Consider the following 17,322-nt stretch of genomic DNA (forward strand, 5'->3'; position numbering starts at 1 on the left):
AACCGACATACGCCCGACCCGTAAACGAGTGTTTACCTTCTTCTCTCTCCCAGAGGACGACCGATGACCCGTGACGACGCCTGGACGACCTTCGACCGCACGGCCGCCGAGGCCGGCGCGACCCGTATCGACCAGCAGTTCGCCGCCGATCCCGACCGGCTGGCGCGGATGTCGGTCGAGGCGGCGGGGCTCTATCTGGACCTGTCGAAACAGAGCTGGACCAAGGCCGGCTTCGAGGCCTGTCTGGATCTGGCCCGCGCCAGCGACGTCGAGGGCCGTCGCGCCGCCCTGTTCGCCGGCGAGGCCGTCAATCTGACCGAGGGCCGGGCCGTGCTGCACCCGGCCCTGCGCGCCCCGGCCGGCGCCGACTTCAAGGCCCTGGGCGAGCCGGTCTCGGCCGAGGTGGACGCCGTGCGCGCCGACATGAAGACCTATGCCGACGCCGTGCGCTCGGGCGCTGAGGCGGGGGCTACAGGCAAAAAGTTCGAGGCCATCGTCCACGTCGGCATCGGCGGCTCGGACCTGGGGCCCCGCGTGGTCTGGGACGCCCTGCGGCCGCTGGACCCGGCCATCGACCTGCGCTTCGTCGCCAATATCGACCCGCGCGACATGGCCGAGGCCCTGACCGGCCTGGATCCCGAGACCACCCTGGTCGTGGTCGTGTCCAAGACCTTCACCACCCAGGAAACCCTGGCCAACGCCGAGGCCGCCAAGGCCTGGCTGGCCGCGTCCCTGCCGGCCGAGGGCATGACCAAACATTTCATCGGCGTGACGGCGGCGCCGGACAAGGCGGCGGCCTTCGGTTGCGGCCGCACCTTCGCCTTCCGGGACTGGGTCGGCGGTCGCTATTCGCTGTGGTCGGCGGTCAGCCTGTCGTGCGGCATCGCCCTGGGCTGGGATGTGTTCGAGGCCATGCTGGCCGGGGCCGCGGCCATGGACGATCATTTCGTCTCGGCCCCGCTGGAGCAGAATGCGCCGATCCTGCTGGCCCTGGCCCAGGTGTTCAACGTCGACGGTCTGAACCGGCCAGCCCGCACCGTCGCCCCTTACGCCCACGCCCTGCGCCGCCTGCCGTCCTTCCTGCAACAGCTGGAGATGGAGTCGAACGGCAAGCGGGTGCATCGCGACGGAACCCCCGTCACGCGCCAGACCTGCCCGGTGGTGTTCGGCGAGCCCGGCACCAACGGCCAGCACGCCTTCTTCCAGCAGATCCACCAGGGGCCGCAAATCGTCCCGGCCGAGTTCGTGATCGTCGCCAAAACCCATGCCGACGCGCCGGAATCGCCGCTCTGGTCCAACGCCCTGGCCCAGGGGCAGGCCCTGATGCTGGGCAAGACGACCGAGGCGGCCAAGGCCGAAGGCCTGGCCCAGGGCCTGTCGGAGGACGAGGCGGCCCGTCTGGCGCCCCACCGCACCTTCACCGGCAACCGCCCCTCGACCGCCATTCTGATGAACCGTCTGACGCCCGAGACCCTGGGCGCCCTGCTGGCCCTCTATGAGCACAAGACCTTCGTCGAGGGCGTGATCTGGGACATCAACAGCTTCGACCAGTGGGGCGTCGAACTGGGCAAGGTCCTGGCCAGGGCGATCCTGAAGGACGTGGACGCCGGCGGCCCTTCCGCCGATCTAGATCCGTCGACCGCCGGTCTGATGACGCGGCTGATGGGCTGAGGCTCACATCGGCGCGGCGTCGATCGTCAAGACGCGCCGGGGGGCTCGTCGCCCGGCCGGCGGCGAGCGGTGCAGAACCATCGGAAATTCCGGCCAGGCCTCCCAGCCCGGCGCCGTGCCCTTGATGATGGCGATGTCGCCGGGATGAAGGGTGCGGATCCGACGGCGCGTGCCGATGTAGCGCCCGTCCAGATCTTCGCCGATCTCGCCGGCGAAGGCCCATTCCGGCCCCGGCCCCTCATAGGCGACGATCAGGCGCAACGGGACGGCGTCCTGATGGAAGCGCGGGCAGGTGCGCCGGGTCACGGTCTCGCACCGCGCGCGCCAGGTCTCGCATCCGCTGATCGCCGCCACGATCTCCCCCAGTCCCTGAATATCCTGCAGCAACCACTCGGGCGCTGGACCCGATGGGGCGATCCAGCGCCCGTCGCATTCGGCGGTGAAGTCGGCCGGGGGCGGGGCGTCGGGCGGCATGGGGCTGGGCCGCGACCAGATCGCCATCCGCACCTGCGGCTCGAACAGGGTGGTGAAGACCGTGGGCGCCTGCCCCTGGACGACTGCGCCGACCGCCATGGAAAACCTTGCTGACTACGTGTGTTATACTATAACGTAACTCTCATAGTCGCCCGGCTGTGGTCAAGCTCGGCGTAGCAGCCGTGGAGCGCCTTCGTGTCCGAGTTCAAGAAATTGCCCGTCACCGTCCTGTCCGGCTTCCTGGGGGCCGGCAAGACGACCCTGCTCAACCACATCCTGTCGAACCGCGACGGGCTGCGGGTCGCGGTGATCGTCAATGACATGAGCGAGGTGAACATCGACGCCGCCCTGGTGCGCGACGGCGGCGGCGCGGACCTGTCGCGGACCGAGGAGCGGCTGGTGGAGATGTCCAACGGCTGTATCTGCTGCACCCTGCGCGAGGATCTGCTGATCGAGGTCGGCAAGCTGGCGCGCGAGGGGCGGTTCGACTGTCTGCTGATCGAATCCACCGGGATTTCCGAACCCATGCCGGTCGCCGCCACCTTCGACTTTCGCGACGAGGACGGTTTCAGCCTGTCGGACCTGGCCCGGATCGACACCATGGTCACGGTGGTGGACGCCTTCAACTTCCACCGCGACTATCCCTCCACCGACAGCCTGAAGGCGCGCGGTGAACACCTGGGCGAGGATGACGAACGCACGGTCGCCAATCTGCTGATCGACCAGATCGAGTTCGCCGACGTCATCGTGCTGAACAAGTGCGACCTGCTGGAGGCGACCCAGTTGGGAACGCTGAGGGCGATGATGACCCAGTTCAATCCCCGCGCCCGGATCCTCGAGGCGGTGCGCGGCGTCGTGCCTCTGGATCAGGTCATCGGCACGGGCCTGTTCGACATGGAGCGGGCGGAACAGGCCGCCGGCTGGTCCCAGGCCCTGCGCGGCGAGGTGACGCCCGAGACCGAGGAATACGGCGTCTCCACCTTCGTCTACAAGGCGCGGAGACCCTTCCACCCCCGACGCTTCTACGACCTGCTCAACCGCGAATGGCCCGGCGTCTGGCGCTCCAAGGGCTTCTTCTGGCTGGCCAGCCGGATGGACTATGTCGGATCCTGGAGCCAGGCCGGGGCGGTGACGGAACACGAATGGGGCGGGCTGTGGTGGGCCTCGGCCCCGCGCGAGCGCTGGCCCGACGACAATCCCGAATGGCTGAAGGCGATCGAGGCGGTCTGGCGCCAGCCCTACGGCGACCGCCGTCAGGAAATCGTCCTGATCGGCAAGGACATGAACCGCGACCTGCTGACCTCGATGTTCGACGCCGCCCTGCTGACCCGGTTCGAGATGGAGCGAGGGGCCAAGGGCTGGACCAGGCTGGAGGATCCCTTCCCGCACTGGGGCGCGCGGCAGGACGCGGCTTAACAAAAAAGGGCGCCCCTCAGGACGCCCCTTCTTCATCCCATCCGTCGCCTACCAGCGGCGGTCGTAGCGGTAGTCGCGACGGTCATCCCGGCGGTCATAACGCTGGTCCCGACGATAGTCGCGATAGTCGCGGCGCTGCTCCCAGCGCGGATCCCGGCTGTTGATGCCGTGTTCCCGCTCCCAGTGGCCCTGGTTCCGGTAGCACTGGCCGCCGCGATAATATTCGCAGCCCGAACCCCGGTTCGAGGAGGAGGCCACGGCGCCGATGGCCGCGCCGCCCAAGGCGCCGCCGGCGATATAACGACCGTCGCCGTTGCCGTAGATGGCGCCGGCCAGGCCCCCGACGGCCGCACCGATCAGGGCGTTGCGGGCGGTGTCGTCGCGGTCGCGATCACGGGATTGCGCCGAGGCCGGGGCGGCCATCAGGCCCATGGCGACGACAGGAGCGGCGACGGCGGCGGTGATCTTCAACATCTTGGACATGGTCGTCTCCTTTTATTTTCGGGCCGGGTCCGCGTTTCCGAGGAAGGAAATGCATCCAGCGTCGAGACGGTTCTGCCAGCCCCCGCTTGAACGTCCTCGGAGCCCGCCATTCATTTTCGGTTCACTTGTCGCGGAAGTTTCGCAGACCGCCCCCGGCCGCCCCGCTTGACGCTGGCCCCTGCTCTGACTAACTCCCGATCGCGTTAGCACTCTCACCGGTCGGCTGCCAAAACAGCGATCGAAAGGGAGGCTGGCCCACCGTTTTCAAGTCGCCCCCGTCCGGGGGAACACAAGGAGAGAACCGATGGCGTTTCGTCCGCTCGGCGACCGCGTGCTGGTCAAGCGCGTTGAAGAAGAATCCAAGACCAAGGGCGGGATCATCATCCCCGACACCGCCAAGGAAAAGCCGCAGGAAGGCGAAGTCGTCTCCGTCGGCCCCGGCGTTCGTGACGAATCCGGCAAGGTCAACGCCTTGGAGCTGAAGGCCGGCGACCGCATCCTGTTCGGCAAGTGGTCGGGCACGGAAGTGAAGATCGACGGCGACGACCTGATCATCATGAAAGAGTCGGACGTCCTCGGCGTCCTGAGCTGACGCTCAGAACGCCAGTGGCGAGTGACGAGTGGCGAGTGACGAGAGGAGCCGATACCGGCTCATTGTCCCGCGACTCTGCACTTCACTCGCCACTCGCCACTCGTCACTAACCACTCATTCAAGGAGCTGCCCGCATGGCCGCTAAAATCGTACAGTTCAACACCGACGCGCGCGACAAGATGCTGCGCGGCGTCAACGTGCTCGCCAACGCCGTCAAGGTGACGCTCGGTCCCAAGGGCCGCAACGTCGTGATCCAGAAGTCCTTCGGCGCCCCGCGCTCGACCAAGGACGGCGTGTCGGTCGCCAAAGAGATCGAGCTGGAAGACGCCTTCGAGAACATGGGCGCCCAGATGATCCGCGAAGTCGCTTCGAAGACGAACGACAAGGCGGGCGACGGCACCACCACTGCAACCGTCCTGGCGCAATCGATCGTGCAGGAAGGCCTCAAGGCCGTCGCCGCCGGCATGAACCCGATGGATCTGAAGCGCGGCATCGACAAGGCCGTCACCGCCGTCCTCGCCGACATCAAGGCCTCGGCCAAGAAGGTCGAGAACAACTCCGAGATCGCCCAGGTCGGCACCATCTCGGCCAACGGCGACGCTGAAGTCGGCGAAATGATCGCCAAGGCCATGGCCAAGGTCGGCAACGAAGGCGTCATCACGGTTGAAGAGGCCAAGACCGCCGAGACCGAGCTGGACGTCGTCGAAGGCATGCAGTTCGACCGCGGCTACCTGAGCCCTTACTTCATCACCAACGCCGACAAGATGGAGGTTCAACTCGAAGAGCCCCTGATCCTGCTGTTCGAGAAGAAGCTGTCGTCGCTGCAGGCCATGCTGCCGATCCTGGAAGCCGTCGTGCAATCGGGCCGTCCGCTGGTGATCATCGCCGAGGACATCGAAGGCGAGGCCCTGGCCACCCTGGTGGTCAACAAGCTGCGGGGCGGCCTGCGCGTCGCCGCCGTCAAGGCTCCGGGCTTCGGTGATCGCCGCAAGGCCATGCTGGAAGACATCGCCATCCTGACGGGCGGCCAGGTCATCTCGGAAGACCTGGGCATCAAGCTTGAGAACGTCACGATCGACATGCTCGGCAAGGCCAAGAAAGTCACGATCACCAAGGACGACACCACCATCGTGGACGGCGTTGGCGGCAAGGAAGAGATCGAGGCCCGCATCGGCCAGATCAAGCGCCAGATCGAGGACACCACCTCGGACTACGACAAGGAAAAGCTGCAGGAACGTCTGGCCAAGCTGGCCGGCGGCGTCGCCGTCATCCGCGTCGGCGGCTCGACCGAAGTCGAAGTGAAGGAAAAGAAGGACCGCGTCGACGACGCCCTGAACGCCACGCGTGCAGCCGTTGAAGAAGGCATCGTCCCCGGCGGCGGCATCGCCCTGCTGAAGGCGACCAAGGCGCTGGAAGGCCTGACCGGCGACAACGCCGACCAGACCGCCGGCATCGCCATCATCCGTCGCGCCATCCAGGCCCCGATCCGCCAGATCGTGGAAAACGCCGGCGTCGAAGGCTCGATCGTCGTGGGCAAGGTGCTGGAAAACAGCTCCGCCACCTACGGCTTCAACGCCCAGACGGAAGAATACGGCGACCTGGTCGCCATGGGCGTGATCGACCCGGCCAAGGTGGTTCGCACCGCCCTGACCGACGCCGCCTCGGTGGCCTCGATCCTGATCACGACCGAAGCGGCCGTCGCCGACGCCCCCAAGAAGGGCGGCTCCTCGGCCCCCGACATGGGTGGAATGGGCGGCATGGGCGGCATGGACTTCTAAGTCCAAGCCAACCCGGCTGAGAATGCAGAAGGGCGGGACCGCAGGGTCCCGCCCTTTTTGTTTGACGTCGGCGAGCGGTGACGCGCCCCGACTTCCCCGCCAGGGTTTCCCCACCCCCTATAATCCGCCTCGGTCTCGTCGCTTGGAGGGCTCGTAAGGCCTGCGACCTTGCGGCGGCGGGAGCGGATGGAACGGGAGCGGGAGTGCAACTCCTCCGCGCCGACGGCGACACATGGTGCGCCGTCGGAGGGTCGAGGGGGATACTCGGCCGCACTCGGGACGGTTCTTCGCAGGGACCGCCGACCCGTCGCAGGCTTATGGGGTTAGGCGATAAGACCGCCACCGCTCGGCGCCCCGAGCTTGCAGGCCAACCATTCGCGCGGGGCGTCAAACCTTCGTCGAAACGGTATTTCTAGATCAAACTCCGGGCGAAGGCCCGGCGCCCCGCCCAGCCCTCCGATTCCAAAGGGCCTCCAACTCCGCCGAAGGGACGGAGCGTTTCGCCGTGTCAGAATTCCGAGATCGCGCCCGGACGGCGCGAGCGGGTCTTCAGCCACATGACGCCCAGCAGGTCCGAGAAGGACGCCCGCAGCCGGCCCCAGTTGGTGTATTTCGACTGTCCCGTCTCGCGGTGGCGGTGGTCGACGTCGAGATACTGGTTGCGGAACCCCTCGCGGATCATCAGGGCCGGCAGATAGCGATGGATGTGATCGAAATAGGGAAGGCGCAGGAAGACGTCGCGGCGGAAGGCCTTCAGGCCGCAGCCGGTGTCGTCGGCGTCGTCGCCCAGCAGGCGGCGGCGGATGCGGTTGGCCCAGATCGAGGCCTGGCGCTTGGCCTGGCTGTCCTGGCGCTTGGCGCGACGGCCGCCGACCAGGCCCACATCGGCCGGCGCGGCCAGCAGGGCGTCGACCAGGCGCGGGGCGTCGGCCGGGGGGTTCTGGCCGTCGCCGTCCATGGTGACGACCACGGGGGCGCGGGCCGCCAGCACCCCGGTGCGGACCGCCCGGCTCTGGCCCGCATTGGTCCAGTGGGCCAGGACCCGCAGGGCCGGCAGTTCGGCCATGGCGGCCCTCAGCTCCGACAGGGTCGCGTCCCTGGAGGCGTCGTCGACGAAGATCATCTCATAGGATCGCCCGGCGAAGGCCGCCGCGATCTCGCGGGCCAGGGGGACGGCGGCGCCCGCCTCGTCATGGACGGGCACGACGACGGAGATCAGAGGCGCAGGATTGTGTTCGGCGGTCATGGCCGCTCCATAGACGAGATCGACGGCTTAGGGGAGACGGCTGACGACGGGCCGGTCGCCGTGTAAGGAGTCTCTCATGAAGACTTTCGATCTGGATCGCCGCATCGCCGGCTGGAAGGGTCCGCTCCTAGCGGCCCTGCTGACGCTGATCGCCGGCCTGCCCGGCCTGCTGCTGCTGCCGCCGCTGGACCGGGACGAGAGCCGCTTCGCCCAGGCCACGGCCCAGATGCTGGAGAGCGGCGACTATGTCGACATCCGCTTCCAGGACGAACCGCGCTGGAAGAAGCCGGTCGGCATCTACTGGATGCAGGCCGCCGCCGTCGCCCTGACCTCGGACGTCGAGGATCGCGACATCGCCCCTTATCGAATCCCGTCGCTGCTGGGGGCCATGCTGGCCGCCTGGGCCGTGGCCTGGGCCGGGTCGGCCCTGTTGGGCGCCCGCGTCGGCTTCTTCGGCGGCGCGATCATGGGGGCCACCTTCCTGCTGTCGACCGAGGCGGGCATCGCCAAGACCGACGCCATGCTGTGCGGCGCCACCACCCTGGCCATGGCGGCCCTGGCGCGGATCTATATGGCGACACGGGCCGGAGAACGGCCGATCCGGCCGCACAAGCTGCTGTTCTGGATCGGGGTCGGCCTGTCGATCCTGATCAAGGGACCGATCGGGCTTCTGGTCATCGCCCTGGCCGTCATCGCCCTGTCGATCTGGGACCGGAACATCAAATGGCTGGCGCGCCTCGGCTGGGGCTGGGGCCTGCCCCTGGTCGCCCTGATGGTCGGGCCCTGGGCCATCGCCATCACCATCGCCACCGACGGCGGCTTCTGGCGCGAAGCCATCGGCGGCGACCTGGCGCCCAAGATCGCCGGCGCCCACGAAAGCCATTCGGGCTTCCCCGGCCTGTATCTGCTGCTGGCCCCCCTGCTCTTCTTCCCCTCGACCCTGCTGCTGCCGGCGGCCGTCTCGACCGGCTGGAGCCGGCGGGCCGAGCCGACGATCCGGTTCCTGGTCTGCTGGCTGGTTCCCGGCTGGCTGATGTTCGAACTGGCCCCGACCAAGCTGTGGCACTACACCCTGCCGACCTTCGGGGCCCTGGCCCTGCTGGCCGCCGCCGCCCTGGCGCGGCCCATCGGCAAGGTGTCGCGCATCACCGGCGCCGCCCTGGCCCTGTTCGCCGCCCTGCTGATCATCGGCGTCACCGTCTATGGGCTGACGGTCTACGGCACCTCGACGGCCCAGACCTGGGCCGCCCTGACCGTGGTCACCACCCTGGCCGCAGCCGCCGTGGGCGCCTTCCTGCTGCTGAACCGGGCCCCGGTCGCGGCCCTGGTCGCGTCCCTGGCCTTCGGCATCGTGGCCCATGGCGCCCTGGCCGGGACCATCCGCCAGCTGCGGCCCCTGGCCATCGCCCCCCAGCTGGAGAAGACGCTTGAGGCCGCCGACCTGCATCCGCGCCAGGGCCGCACGCCCGGCCCCGTCGCCATCACCACCTATCATGAGCCCAGCTTCGTCTTCCTGACCGGCCGGGATACGGACCTGACCGACGCCGAGGGCGCCGCCCGCGCCCTGGCCGAAGGGCGGCCGGCCATCGTCGAGGCGCGCGACGCCGACGCCTTCCGCGACGCCGCCGGCCGATTGGGCGTTTCGGGCCGCGCCGTCGGGGTGGTGCGGGGCTACAACTATTCGGGCGGGGACGAGATGACCCTGACCGTCTATGCGCCGCCGCCCCGGCCCGGAACAGGCGATGACGCAGGCGAAGCCCCATGAGCCGGTTCATCCAGATCGTCGAAGTGGGGCCCCGCGACGGGCTGCAGAACGAGAAAATCGTGCTGGACCCCGCCGTCCGCGTCGATCTGGTGCGGCGGCTGGAGGCGGCCGGCGCGCGCCGGATCGAGGCCGTCTCCTTCGTCCATCCCAAATATGTGCCGCAGATGGCCGGCGCCGAAGCCGTCATGGCCGCCCTGCCGCACGCGACGGGCCGCAGCCGCATCGGCCTGGTCCTGAACGGCAAGGGCTATGACCGGGCGCTGGCGACGGGGGTCGACGAGGTCAATGTCTCGGTCGCGGCCACCGACGGCTTCGGCCTGAAGAACCAGGGCCTGTCGGTCAAGGACCAGCTGGCCATGCTGGGCGAGATCGTCGCCCGCCGACACAATGCGGCGGCGTCGGACGGCGCCCCGTCCCTGTCGGCCATGATCTCGTGCGTCTGGGGCTGTCCGTTCGAGGGCGAGGTCTCGGTGGATCAGGTGACGGACATGGTCGGGGCCCTGGCGGACCTGGGCGTCGCAGAGATCGGCCTGGCCGACACCATCGGCGCCGGCGATCCCTGGGCCGTGACGCGCAAGGTCGAGGCCGCCCGCAAGGCCGCGCCCGACGCTGTGCTGCGCCTGCATTTCCACGACACCCGCAACACCGGCCTGGCCAACGCCTACGCCGGGGTCGCGGCCGGGATCGATATTCTGGACGCCTCGGTCGGCGGTATCGGCGGCTGTCCCTTCGCCCCGGGCGCCACCGGCAATATCGCCACCGAGGACCTGGTCTATATGCTGGCGCGCGGCGGATTCGAGACCGGCTACGATCTGGACGCCCTGATCGCCACGGCCCGCTGGATCGGCGAGGCCCTCGGCCGCCCGGCCCCGTCCGCCCTCGGCCGCGCAGGCGGCTTTCCCCGACCCTGAGGGCGCCGTCACACCTCCGGCGTGGCGAAACCGGTCAAATAGAGTTAATCAAGCTTAACAAGCGCAGCCGTTGCGCCGGGGAGGACCGCCATGCTGATCGCCATACCCCTGCTGCTGATCCCGGTGATCCTGTACAATATCGTCGTGCTGTTCGGCGCGCCGGGCGACATGGGCATGGCCCAGGCCGACGCCATTCTGCGCGATCCGATGTTCTCGATCCCGATGGCGTCCGGCGCCCAGTGGAATATCGGCTCGGGCGACCTGATCCTGTTCCTGGGCCTGATCCTGCTGTTCTTCGAGCTGATCAAGTCGACCTCCAGCCAGAAGGTCGCCATCGTCAATCACGCCCTGTCCATGGTCCTGTTCATCGTCGTTCTGGTCGAATTCCTGCTGATCCGCGGCTTCGCCACCTCGACCTTCTTCCTGATCGTGGTGATGATCCTGCTGGACGTCCTGGCCGGCTTCATCGTCACCATCATCTCGTCCCGCAAGGACTTCGATCTCGGGAACTGACGGCTTGATCAGGCCTCAGGCCGCCCGACAGAGGGATGGACCCCGTGCGGCCTCAAGCAGCCCAACAGGGCGATAGGCCCCTAGGAAAAAGCCGTGAAGATCAGGGCGACGACGGCGACGTCGAAAACCTTGGCGGCGAGATGAAGGGCGGGCATGGGCTGGTCCGAAAAGAGGCGTTCTGGCCCCGCCCCAGCAAACCCCGTGCCGCTCAGCCCCGGCGGCGTTCAGATGTCGGTCTTGGCCGCCCGGCCCAAGGGAGGACGCCGCTCCGCCTCGCCTGAATATTCGGCGCCCATATAGGCGGCGCGGGCCGCGCCCAGCACGGGGGGGCCGCCGCGCAGACCGCGCTTCTGGCCGCGCTGCCCCATCTGCTGGGCGACAAAGGCCGCCGCGCCGGGGTCGGCCGCCACATGGACGGCAGGTCTTGCCGGGGCGGTTTCGGGCTTGAACTCGGGTTCGGCGGGTTCGACCGGAACCAGGGCGCGAGACCTCTCCTGATCGGCCCGGCGCTCGCGTTCCCGGCGCTCGCCTTCGCGGCGATCGATCCGCTCAGGCCCGCCGACCGCTCCTATGCGCTCGGTCATTTCGCCTTCGACCCGCCCACCAGACGATCGATCTGGGCGCGCATCTCGTCCATCTGGCGACGCATCTCGTCCAGGGCGTCGGGCGCCGCCGGAGCCCCGTCTCCGGTTTCCGTCGGCGCCGCCTGAGACGCCGTTTGGGACTCGGTCCGGGAATAGCCGAAGGCGGGGAACATCTGCATGGCCCGTTCGAACATGGCCATGTTCGCCTTGGCCGCCTCCTCCATCAGGGTCGCGCCCGATCCCGTGCCGAAGGCCCGGCTCATCTGACTGGCGAACTGTTCCTGCTGGCGGCCGAAATTGGCCAGCGACATCTCCAGGTAGGAGGGCAGAACCCCCTGCATGGAGCCGCCGTAAAATCCGATCAGCTGGCGCAGGAACTGCACCGGCAACAGGGCTTCGCCCCGGCTTTCTTCCTCGAAGATGATCTGGGTCAGGATCTGACGGGTCAGGTCGTCGTTCGTCTTGGCGTCATAGACGACGAACTCGGTCCCTTCGCGCACCATGGCGGCCAGGTCCTCCAGCGTCACATAGGCGCTGGTCCGCGTATTGTAGAGCCTGCGGTTCGCATACTTCTTGATGACGACCTGGGCGCCGTCGCCGTGTTTTCCACCCTTGATCTTTTCGTCAGCCACGCTTGTTCTCGCGATGTTGCAACGCGTCACTATCCTCCGTTGCGACGCGATGCGCCAGAGGGGGGATTCGGCGACCTGAACACGCAGGGATCGGACGGATATCCTAGTGGCTCATCGCGGGGGCCAGGACGACGCCCACCAGAACCGCCGTCCAGTGGACGGTCGCGCCGGTGACGACGAAACCGTGCCAGATGGCCCGGCGGAAACGCACCTTGGGGCTGATGAAGACCAGGACCCCGGCGGTGTAGATCAGACCGCCGATCACCAGCAGAGCCAGGGCGACCGGATGGACCGTCTCGACCATGGGCTTGAGGGCGGCCACGGCCAGCCAGCCGAACACCACATAGACGCCGCTCCAGAACTTGTCGGAAATGCGCGGCGCGAACAGTTTCACCCCGGCGCCCACGAAGGCCAGGGTCCAGATCATGGCGGTGAAGCCGACCGACCACAGTCCTTCGAATCTCTGGGTGGTGAAGGGCGTATAACTGCCGGCGATCATCAGGAAGATGGCGGCCTCGTCGAGCCGTCGCAGCACAGGTCGCGCGGCGCAGGGCTTGGTCCAGTTGTAAATGGTCGAGGCGGTCAGCATGCCGACCAGACACAGGGCGTAGATGGCCGTGGCCATGACCCCGCCGATTCCGGCGTAGACTCCCGCCAGACCGGCCAGGATGACGCCCCCGACCGCCGCCAGCATCAGACCGACGACATGGACCCAGAGGTCCGCCAGTCTTTCGGCGCGCGTCTGGTAGTGCTCGATCATGTCCAGCTCGTCCGGCGTGCAGACGTGGGCGGCGAAGCGTTTCAGCGTGCGGAGCATGGCCAATCAAATCCGGGATCGTCCGTATCGTTCCTCCAGAATGCGCCGACAGGGTGACGAATGACTGAATCTGCGGCGGTCTGTTTCGGCCACAGGTGACGAAGCCGCCGGGATGCGGCAAAACGGCAACTCATTATTCCGCATCGAGTGAAATCCCATGACCGAGGTCGTCATCGTCTCCGCCGCCCGCACGCCCGTCGGGTCCTTCCTGGGGGCCCTGTCCGCGCTGCCGGCGTCGAAACTGGGCGAGGTCGCCATTCGGGCGGCGCTGGAACGGGCGGGCGTGTCGGGCGAAGAGGTCGATGAGGTGATCCTGGGCCATGTGCTGCAAGCCGCCGCCGGCCAGGGCCCGGCCCGTCAGGCCGCCGTCGGCGCCGGGGTGCGCCAGGCGGCGCCGGCCTGGAGCCTGAACCAGATCTGCGGCTCGGGCCTGCGCGCCGTCGCCATCGCCGCCCAGCAGATCGCGCTGGGCGATGCGAAGATCGTCGTCGCCGGCGGCCAGGAGAGCATGAGCCAGGCGCCGCACGCCCAGCAGCTTCGGGCCGGCCACAAGATGGGCGACGTCGCCCTGATCGACACCATGATCAAGGACGGGCTGTGGGACGCCTTCAACGGCTATCACATGGGCCAGACGGCCGAGAACATCGCCGACAAATGGGCCATCACGCGTGAGGCCCAGGACGAATTCGCCCTCGCCAGCCAGAACAAGGCCGAGGCGGCGCAAAACGCAGGTCGGTTCGACGCCGAGATCGTTCCGGTCGTCATTCCCGGCAAGAAGGGCGACGTCGTCGTCGACAAGGACGAATACATCCGCCACGGCGCGACCATCGAGCTGATGCAGAAACTGCGGCCGGCTTTCGCCAAGGCGGGCAGCGTCACCGCCGCCAACGCCTCGGGCCTGAACGACGGCGCCGCCGCCCTGGTGCTGATGAGCGCCGATGAGGCGAAGGCCCGCGGCCTGGAGCCCCTGGCCCGCATCGTCTCGTCCGCCACGGCCGGGGTCGATCCGGCGATCATGGGCACGGGGCCGATCCCCGCCTCGAAGAAGGCGCTGGAAAAGGCGGGCTGGACCGTCGCCGACCTGGACCTGGTGGAATCCAACGAGGCCTTCGCCGCCCAGAGCCTGTGCGTGGTCAAGGAGCTGGGTCTCGACCCGGCCAAGGTCAACGTCAACGGCGGCGCCATCGCCATCGGCCATCCCATCGGCGCCTCGGGCGCCCGCATCCTGACCACCCTGCTGTTCGAGATGAAGCGGTCGGGCGCGAAAAAGGGCCTGGCGACCCTGTGCATCGGCGGCGGCATGGGCGTGGCCATGTGCGTGGAGCGCGCCTGACCCCGTAAAAAAGGGGCGGCGTTCCCGCCGCCCCTTCCTCAGGTGTCGATCTCAGTCCGCCGGATACTCGAACGGATCGCTGGGCGTCGGCTGGGTCGGCAGCGGCATGCGCGGCAGGGGCTCGTCGCGGTTGGCGGCGTTCAGCAGGAAGCTGGCCAGGATGACCGCCGCCTGGCGCATATCCTCGGCCTTCAGGTGATCATAGCTGTCGATGCTGGTGTGGTGGATGCGCGCGGAGTAGTCGAGCGGGTCCTGGATGAACTGGTAGCCCGGAATGCCCACCGTCTGCATATAGACGTGATCGGTGCCGCCGGACGGCCGCAGGGACACCGTCGTGGCGCCCATGCTCGCGAAGGGCGCCAGCCATTCCTGGAAGATCGGAGCGGCGGCGACATTGCCTTCGGCGTTGACGCCCCGGATCTTGCCCGAGCCGTTGTCGATGTTGAAATAGGCGACCAGATCGCCATAGCCGGCGCGCGGCTCGACGGGCCAGCGGTTGCGCCAGGTGCGATTGTTGGGCAGGGCCGCCAGGGCCGGATCCGTGGCGGGAGCCCGGGTCGCCAGGTGACGATCCACATAGGCCAGCGAGCCCAGTATGCCCTGCTCCTCGCCGTTCCACAGGGCGAAGCGGATGGTGCGCTTGGGCCGGACGCCCAGCTGTTTCAGGATGCGGGCCGCCTCCATGACCACGGCGCTGCCCGCCGCATTGTCCTGCGCCCCGTCCGAGGCGACCCAGGAGTCCAGATGGGCGCCGGCCATCACATATTCGCGGCCGCCGCTGCTGCCCGGGATATCGGCCAGGATATTGTAGGCGTTGACGTCTTCGTCGTGGAAGCGAACTTCGCTGGTCAGCTCCAACGTCGGCGGCGCATCGGTCAGGGCCAGGCGCGCCAGACGGCGATAATCCTCGGCCGCCAGCTCCATGCCCGCCAGTTTCGGGGTGGCGCCGACCTGGTAGGTGTAGCCGGTGCCGTGCAGCAGCCCGCCGTCCCTTTGGGACATCCGGATCCAGGCCAGGGCGCCCTGTTCGACCAGGAAGGCGTCCAGCTTGGCCGCGAAATCAGCGGTCTTCAGCTGGCGTTCGATCGCCACTGGGGAATATTGGGGTTGGACGTAGGTGTTGCGGTCGCGGAGTTCGGCATCGGTCCAGCGACGAAACGCCGGTTCCGTCGGTTCCGAGCCGGTATCCGGGCGGCTGAGCATGACGATCCGGCCCGCCAGCTTGCCGCGCCACTTGTCGAAGTCCTCGACCTTGGAGATCGGGGCGACGATCACGCCGCCGCTGATGGTCCCATTGGTCGACGGGGTCCAGGCGACCGGGATAGCGCGCAGATCCAGCGGACGCGGGGCGGTCATACGGGCGCTGGAGCGGACGATCGACCAGCCCCGGCCGAACTCGAAGCCTTCGGCCCGGACATTGGACAGGCCCCAGTCGCGGAACTGTTGCTGCGACCAGCGTTCGGCCTCGCGCATCTGGGGCGAATTGGTCATCCGCCCGCCGATCCGATCGGTCAGATAGGCGGCGGTCTGCATCACCTGGCTGTGGTTCAGTCCCTGGTCGATGATGCCGTTGACCGCGACCCGATCCACAGACTGGGCGGCGACGGGCGTGGCGAGCAGAGCGGCGACGGAAACAAAGGCGAGCAGACGCGACATGGAACCCCCTGATTGGTCAGGCGCCCATCTGAATTGATCCGCACGCCGAGCGCAAACGGCAAAAACGGGGTCAAGGGCGGCGATCAGCCCCAGGGGCCGCGCGGTTCGCCAGGGGTGGCGGGCACGCCGGTGGTCGCGCGACGTGGCGTGACAGGAACCGCCGAGACGGGCGGCGTCGCAGCCGCACGAGGACGCACCCCCATCTTGGCGCCCAGCTCCGCCAGGGCGCGCACCCGGTTGACCGTGGCCGGATGGGTCGAGAATAGGTTGTCGGCGCCGCGTCCGGCCAGGGGATTGATGATGAACATCTGGCCCGAGGCCGGATTGCGTTCGGCGGTCGGATTGTGGATCCGCTTGGCGTAGGCGTCGATCTTCTGCAGGGCCGAGGCCAGGGCCTGGGGGTCGCCGGCGATCTCGGCGCCGATACGGTCGGCCTCGTATTCGCGGCCGCGGCTGATCGCCATCTGCACCAGGCCGGCGGCCATGGGCGCCAGGATCATCAGGGCCAGGGTTCCGATGACGCCGCCCGGTCGCTCGCGGTCCTCGCCGCCGCCGAAAAACAGCGCGAAATTGGCCAGGGCGGCGATCGCGCCGGCGATGGTGGCCGTCACCGTCATGATCAGGGTGTCGCGGTTCTTCACATGGGCCAGTTCGTGCGCCATCACCCCGCGCACCTCCTCGCGCGTCAGCATGTCCAGCAGGCCGGTGGTGGCGCAGACGGCGGCCCGTTCCGGATTGCGGCCGGTGGCGAAGGCGTTGGGCTGGTCGCTGGGGATGATGGCGACCTGGGGCTGGGGCAGACCGGCGTCGCGGGCCATCTGGCGCACGTCGGCGACATAGTTGCGCACCACGGCATTCGGATGTTGCTCGTCGACCGGCTGGGCCCGGTACATCTTCAGCACGATCTTGTCGGCGTTCCAGTAGCTGAACAGGTTCATGCCGCCGGCGAACACCAGGGCCACGGCCATGCCCGTCGCGCCGCCGATCAGATAACCCACACCTCCGAACAGGGCGGTCAAGGCGGCCAGAAGGATGAAGGTCTTCAGATGGTTCATCGTCGTTCCATCCGCGATCATCCGGTTTTTCTGGCGTCGCGGCTTCAATCGACTATTTGAGGCCATGAGACGCCGCCCTCAAGGGAGCCGACCTGTGACCGAACATCCCACCCCCGAGGGGGCCGCCCCCTCGCCCGACAATGAAAACGCGCCTGTTTTCAACGCCGAAATCCCCCATGCGACGCCGGAGAAGCCGCTGAGCGACGTCGCGCGCCGCGCCCTGCTGGAAGCGGCTGATCGTCGCGCGGCCGAACAGGTCGCCCAGACCGACCCGGAACACGGCGGGCCGAGCGGTCCCGAACCCACCCGTTACGGCGATTGGGAGAAGAAGGGCCTGGCCATCGACTTCTGACGCGGTGCAAATCCGCGGGGCGCGGGACTTGCCTGAACGGGGAC

General features: G+C 68.1%; 17 protein-coding genes. 9 read left to right on the top strand and 8 right to left on the bottom strand.

Annotation, left to right across the window (positions count from 1 at the left end):
• Positions 1-63: 63 nt before the first annotated feature.
• On the top strand, positions 64-1,671 hold the full coding sequence (gene pgi, locus ACW18C_RS16405) for a glucose-6-phosphate isomerase (RefSeq protein ID WP_492072037.1): 1,608 nt from the start codon (positions 64-66) through the stop codon (positions 1,669-1,671).
• A gap of 3 nt (positions 1,672-1,674) precedes the next feature.
• Here the strand turns inward: pgi and ACW18C_RS16410 are convergent, their stop codons facing one another.
• Positions 1,675-2,244, bottom strand: coding sequence for a DUF1826 domain-containing protein (locus ACW18C_RS16410; protein WP_492072038.1), 570 nt, complete (start codon positions 2,242-2,244; stop codon positions 1,675-1,677).
• 96 nt (positions 2,245-2,340) lie between these two features.
• On the opposite strand from ACW18C_RS16410, the gene zigA reads away from it, so the two are divergent.
• Complete coding sequence (gene zigA / locus ACW18C_RS16415; RefSeq protein WP_492072039.1) at positions 2,341-3,561, top strand: zinc metallochaperone GTPase ZigA; 1,221 nt, start codon at positions 2,341-2,343, stop codon at positions 3,559-3,561.
• Between the two features lie 48 nt (positions 3,562-3,609).
• On the opposite strand, the gene ACW18C_RS16420 is transcribed toward zigA, so the two are convergent.
• Positions 3,610-4,044, bottom strand: coding sequence for a hypothetical protein (locus tag ACW18C_RS16420; protein ID WP_008261117.1), 435 nt, complete (start codon positions 4,042-4,044; stop codon positions 3,610-3,612).
• A gap of 304 nt (positions 4,045-4,348) precedes the next feature.
• On the opposite strand from ACW18C_RS16420, the gene groES reads away from it, so the two are divergent.
• Together groES and groL are read left to right on the top strand one after the other, a co-directional pair.
• Positions 4,349-4,636, top strand: coding sequence for a co-chaperone GroES (groES, locus tag ACW18C_RS16425; RefSeq protein ID WP_008259448.1), 288 nt, complete (start codon positions 4,349-4,351; stop codon positions 4,634-4,636).
• A gap of 134 nt (positions 4,637-4,770) precedes the next feature.
• The gene (groL, locus tag ACW18C_RS16430) at positions 4,771-6,414 is read left to right on the top strand and encodes a chaperonin GroEL (protein WP_492072041.1); all 1,644 of its coding nucleotides are present in this window, start codon (positions 4,771-4,773) and stop codon (positions 6,412-6,414) included.
• Between the two features lie 508 nt (positions 6,415-6,922).
• On the opposite strand, the gene ACW18C_RS16435 is transcribed toward groL, so the two are convergent.
• Positions 6,923-7,660, bottom strand: a complete 738-nt coding sequence (locus tag ACW18C_RS16435) for a glycosyltransferase family 2 protein (protein WP_492072042.1) — start codon at positions 7,658-7,660, stop codon at positions 6,923-6,925.
• 76 nt (positions 7,661-7,736) lie between these two features.
• On the opposite strand from ACW18C_RS16435, the gene ACW18C_RS16440 reads away from it, so the two are divergent.
• The 3 genes from ACW18C_RS16440 to ACW18C_RS16450 all read left to right on the top strand — a co-directional run bounded on the left by ACW18C_RS16440 (position 7,737) and on the right by ACW18C_RS16450 (position 10,849).
• Positions 7,737-9,425 (top strand): ArnT family glycosyltransferase, encoded by a 1,689-nt coding sequence (locus ACW18C_RS16440; RefSeq protein WP_492072043.1) that lies wholly within the window; start codon positions 7,737-7,739, stop codon positions 9,423-9,425.
• A complete protein-coding gene (locus ACW18C_RS16445; protein WP_492072045.1) occupies positions 9,422-10,336 on the top strand; it encodes a hydroxymethylglutaryl-CoA lyase in 915 nt (304 codons plus the stop codon). Before ACW18C_RS16440 ends, ACW18C_RS16445 begins: the two co-directional genes overlap by 4 nt.
• A gap of 90 nt (positions 10,337-10,426) precedes the next feature.
• Positions 10,427-10,849 carry a hypothetical protein gene (locus ACW18C_RS16450; RefSeq protein WP_008259054.1) on the top strand — a complete coding sequence of 141 codons (423 nt, stop codon included), beginning with the start codon at positions 10,427-10,429 and terminating at the stop codon, positions 10,847-10,849.
• A gap of 224 nt (positions 10,850-11,073) precedes the next feature.
• On the opposite strand, the gene ACW18C_RS16455 is transcribed toward ACW18C_RS16450, so the two are convergent.
• The 3 genes from ACW18C_RS16455 to trhA form a co-directional block, all read right to left on the bottom strand.
• The gene (locus tag ACW18C_RS16455; protein WP_292147637.1) at positions 11,074-11,433 is read right to left on the bottom strand and encodes a hypothetical protein; all 360 of its coding nucleotides are present in this window, start codon (positions 11,431-11,433) and stop codon (positions 11,074-11,076) included.
• Positions 11,430-12,065, bottom strand: a complete 636-nt coding sequence (gene phaR, locus ACW18C_RS16460; protein WP_492072047.1) for a polyhydroxyalkanoate synthesis repressor PhaR — start codon at positions 12,063-12,065, stop codon at positions 11,430-11,432. The genes ACW18C_RS16455 and phaR overlap by 4 nt, the downstream gene beginning before the upstream one ends.
• Before the next feature lie 103 nt (positions 12,066-12,168).
• Positions 12,169-12,882 (bottom strand): PAQR family membrane homeostasis protein TrhA, encoded by a 714-nt coding sequence (gene trhA, locus ACW18C_RS16465; protein WP_492072049.1) that lies wholly within the window; start codon positions 12,880-12,882, stop codon positions 12,169-12,171.
• Between the two features lie 157 nt (positions 12,883-13,039).
• Here trhA and ACW18C_RS16470 point away from each other — a divergent pair, with 157 nt between their 5' ends.
• The gene (locus ACW18C_RS16470; RefSeq protein WP_492072050.1) at positions 13,040-14,215 is read left to right on the top strand and encodes an acetyl-CoA C-acetyltransferase; all 1,176 of its coding nucleotides are present in this window, start codon (positions 13,040-13,042) and stop codon (positions 14,213-14,215) included.
• A gap of 51 nt (positions 14,216-14,266) precedes the next feature.
• On the opposite strand, the gene ACW18C_RS16475 is transcribed toward ACW18C_RS16470, so the two are convergent.
• Together ACW18C_RS16475 and htpX are read right to left on the bottom strand one after the other, a co-directional pair.
• Positions 14,267-15,871: a M20/M25/M40 family metallo-hydrolase gene (locus tag ACW18C_RS16475; protein ID WP_492072051.1), complete on the bottom strand. Its 1,605-nt coding sequence runs from the start codon at positions 15,869-15,871 to the stop codon at positions 14,267-14,269.
• Between the two features lie 83 nt (positions 15,872-15,954).
• A complete protein-coding gene (gene htpX / locus ACW18C_RS16480) occupies positions 15,955-16,926 on the bottom strand; it encodes a zinc metalloprotease HtpX (RefSeq protein WP_366559047.1) in 972 nt (323 codons plus the stop codon).
• Between the two features lie 94 nt (positions 16,927-17,020).
• On the opposite strand from htpX, the gene ACW18C_RS16485 reads away from it, so the two are divergent.
• Positions 17,021-17,278 (top strand): DUF1674 domain-containing protein, encoded by a 258-nt coding sequence (locus ACW18C_RS16485; RefSeq protein ID WP_008263466.1) that lies wholly within the window; start codon positions 17,021-17,023, stop codon positions 17,276-17,278.
• Positions 17,279-17,322 lie beyond the last annotated feature (44 nt).

This window comes from Brevundimonas sp. FV1ye7S, from assembly GCF_058680995.1.